Below are 3,898 nucleotides of genomic sequence, written 5' to 3'. Positions count from 1 at the left end.
AAGCGTTTGCCCCCACCTTGCGGTGGGGGATTGACAGTTTTGTGAAGGTGAAAGTGCACCGGCCCAGGACCAAAACGAGTTTCCCGCCGAAGTGACCAACGAGCGCATCCCGGAACTGGACGGGGACATCCTCTTCTCCTCCACCTACGAAACCGGCGAAGGGCGGTGCATCCCGCTCCTCCTCTGGGCCTTACGGGGCTGCCACGGCGCCCGGAAGCGAAAGCAGCGCGCGGATGTCGTCTTCCGTCAGGCGGAACGCCAGCGGATCGCGTTCGCTTTCGATCACCCGTTCAAAGAGCGCCTGCTTTTCCGCTTGCAGGGCATAGATGCGCTCTTCAATCGTCCCCTTGGCAATCATCCGGAAGACGAGGACCGGGCGCTTCTGCCCGATGCGGTGCGCGCGACCGATCGCCTGTGCGTCAACGGCCGGATTCCACCACAGATCATACAGAATCACCGTATCGGCACCGGTGAGGTTGAGGCCCGTTCCACCGGCGCGAAGGGAAATCAAGAACACCTGACGCTCCCCGGCATTAAACGCCTCGACCATCGCCATCCGTTCCTTGGGGGGCGTCTGGCCGTCAAGGGAAAACGCCGCAATCCCCTCTTCGTTGAGCCGCTGCTCAATCCGCCGCAGCATGCGCGCAAATTGCGAGAAGATGAGCACGCGCCTTCCCCCGGCGAGAAGCTCGCGAAGCAGTTCGACAAGCGCCTCCAGCTTCGCCGATGGCCCCCCATAATCCGGAACGACAAGCGCGGGGTCGGCGCACACCTGCCGCAGACGGGTGATCAGGGCCAGGATCTGCATCCGGTTCTGCGCCCATCCGCCCTCCTCCATCAGGCGCTCCGCCTCGCGCTTGGCCTCCTGCAAGAAGGCAAGGTACGCCGCCTTCTGCTGGTCGTCGAGCTCGACCCAGCGGATCATCTCCGTTCGTTCCGGAAGGTCCTTGAGCACGTCCTTTTTCGTCCGCCGGAGGACAAACGGGCGGATGCGCCGGCGGATCTCCTCGGGCGGCAGTTGCTTGAATGCCTTGAGGGAGGGAAACAGCCCCGGCATGACCGCCTGCAGGATCGCCCACAGCTCGTCCACCGCGTTTTCGATCGGCGTGCCGGTGAGGGCAAAGCGCTTCGGCGCGCGAATCTTCTGCACCGCCCGGAAGGTTTGGGTGGTCGGGTTTTTGATCGCCTGCGCCTCGTCCAGAATCAAATGGGCATACGTGCGGCGGGCGAACTCGGCAATGTCCTGCCGCAGCAGGGGATACGAGGTGATCACCACGTCCGCCCCGTCCGCCTCGCGATGTTTGGCGGCGCGCACCTCTGGGGAACCGTCGATCACGAGCACGCGAAGTGTAGGGGCAAAACGGACCAATTCCGCCTCCCAGTTGTACACCAGGGACGACGGTGCCACGACAAGCGACGGCAGAGAACGGTCCTCCTCTTTTTCGGAGAGCAGAAAGGCGATGGTTTGCACCGTTTTCCCCAAGCCCATCTCGTCGGCCAAAATGCCGCCCAAGCGGTACGTGGCCAAAAGCTTCATCCAACGGAAACCGGTTCGCTGATAGGGCCTGAGCGTCGCGCGAAGGCCCGCGGGCAGAGGCGCCACAAAGGCATCGGGGTTGCTGAGCGCTTCGACCAATCCTTGGACGGCCGCGCTGTAGTGAACCACACCGCGGGTTGCCTCGTTCCCCACAAGGAGCGCGGCCTTGTGGAGCGGGACTTTGACTTCGGATTGAGGTCCTGCTTTTTCCGCAAGGGCCGTCAACACCGTCCGGGCACGCCGGAAGGGCTCGTCCTCGAGCGACAGGAACGCGCCCGACTCCAGGCGCACGTAACGCGCACCTTCGAACAGCGCCCGGCGGATGCGCTCGACGTCTTTCCGGTCGACGCCGCGCACGTCAAACCGCACCGTTAGCCAGTCGCCGAGGGCGTCGAGATCGAACCACAGCTCCGGCTCTGGCGGTTGTTCCGGGACGTACGAGGCGACGGCATCGGAAAGGTACACCTGAACCCCGTCCAGTGCCGTCAGTTCGGGGAGTGTTTCGGAAAAGAAGCGATACAGGGCATCGTCGTCCTTGGGAACAAACATTCGCGCCGCGTTTTCCTCGCCAACGCCAACAACAAGGGGACCGCGTTCGAGCACCGCCAGGATGGCCCGTTCTTTTGCGACATCGCGGATGTACAGTTTCTCCCCACCCGCGTGCTGCGGCTCGGTGCGATCCCACAAGGAAAAGGATGCCTCCGCGTAGGTCAAGCGGACATCGACCGCAAGCGCCTCACCCGCATCGTTTACTTCAACAACGGCAACCAACGGGGCTTTAACGATGCGTTCGGCCAGTTCACCCTGGATGCGCACGGTGCCGATCGCTTCGAGGGCAGGGACGGCGTAGGTCAAAACCCGTTCCACCGCCTCCCTGGGAACCGCAAGATCCTCCCGCACCTGCCCACCGGGGAGCCAAGACCCGCCACGCCACGGCTTATCCTCCAATGCCTCGCGAAACGCGCTGACGATGCGGTTTTCCCGCTCGCTCAAGCGATACAGCACGCCGTCGACCACCAGCCACCGATACCGGGGCAGATGAAGCGCACGGGCCAAAGGGGCAAGGTTCAGCCGGATGCCGCCCTCCCCGCCCTCATCGGCCACGAGGTGGAACGTCAGCCGAGCCGCACGCACGTCTTCTTCGGCCAGCGCGAGAGGCCGAACGAGGTGGTTCTCCGTTTTCAAATACAGGGGACGTCCGCGCAAATGCGCCAGCACCCGCTCTGCAGCCGTCGGCGAAAGAATTAGCCGCCGTCCGTCGCGATTTACCGAAGAAACGCCCGGCACCATCCCGCCGCGATAGAACGCCTCCTCTTCGGCAATGGCGCGCAACACCGCCAGCACCTCGAGATCCTCCGCTGAAACGGCGTGCACCTCCGGGTCGTAGGCAAAGCGCGGCGTTAGCGCGTAAACCTGTCCGCGGTGTACGGCGTCTAGAAAGGCACGAAGGTCCTTCACCACGTACGTGCGATCGACGCCCGCTTTCAGCTCGATGCCGACAAAGCGGTAGCCATCGTACGCCAGGAGGTACTCCACGACCAAGCGCGCCCGATCTCCTGGCGCACCCGGGTTTGGTGCCGGGGACGCGGTCGAATCGCCGGGGTCGAACACCTCGCTCAGGTCGCGGATCAGCGTCGAAACCTCGGGCGTTACCGCCTCTTGCCCACCCCCATTGGCCAAAAACAGCATCGCCGCGGCGAGGTGTTTGCATTCTTCCTTTTGCTCAAAGGCCGGACAGGTACACCACACCCACCATGATCCGTTTCGCACCTCAAGCCTGACGTGGTAGACCTCCGTTCCGTAAACGTTCAGATCCCACAAAAACCCACCCGCTACCGCCTCCGCGTCAAGGAGCTCGACGCGGCCTTCCGATGCATAGCGCTTTCCCCGTCTGTACACCTCCGAGGAGAAGAACGCCCGCACCTCCGCCGGTTGCAGCGGAAACGGCACCCGATTGCCCGCTCCCACATCGCTCACCTCGCATCTTGTTGCTCCTCTCTACCTGTGGTGAAGCGCGCCTCCTCCGCCCTTCCACCGCTGCCGCACCGCCTCAAACAGGAGCACCCCCGCGGCCACGGCCACGTTGAGCGACTCCGCCCGCCCCGGCATGGGAATGGTCACCGTGCCATCCGTCCTCGCTGCCAGGTCAGGCGACACGCCGCTCGCCTCGTTGCCCACCACAAAAGCGGTCGGCCGCGTGTACAATGCCGGTTCATCGTAGCGACGTCCAGCGAGCGCCGCCGTCCACACGGCCCACCCGGCCTTACGCAACGCCGCCACCACCTCCTCCAGCGGCGCGACAAAGACCGGCACGTGAAAGAGGGAGCCCATTGTGGCGCGCACCGTTTTGGGATTGTACGC

The 3,898-nt window shown here is 64.1% G+C and carries 2 protein-coding genes; both read right to left on the bottom strand.

Translation table 11 applies throughout. From position 1 onward, the window contains the following. Positions 1–190: 190 nt before the first annotated feature. Complete coding sequence (locus IEX61_RS11930) at positions 191–3,514, bottom strand: DEAD/DEAH box helicase (protein WP_188818218.1); 3,324 nt, start codon at positions 3,512–3,514, stop codon at positions 191–193. A gap of 21 nt (positions 3,515–3,535) precedes the next feature. Continuing rightward, positions 3,536–3,898 (bottom strand): TrmH family RNA methyltransferase (locus IEX61_RS11925; RefSeq protein WP_188818216.1); only part of this gene is annotated, 363 nt, incomplete at its 5' end.

Source organism: Calditerricola satsumensis (genome assembly GCF_014646935.1).
Classification (GTDB): Bacteria; Bacillota; Bacilli; order Calditerricolales; family Calditerricolaceae; genus Calditerricola; species Calditerricola satsumensis.
The sequence above is the reverse complement of the archived record's forward strand: the minus strand, read 5'-3'. Positions and strand labels throughout refer to the sequence as shown.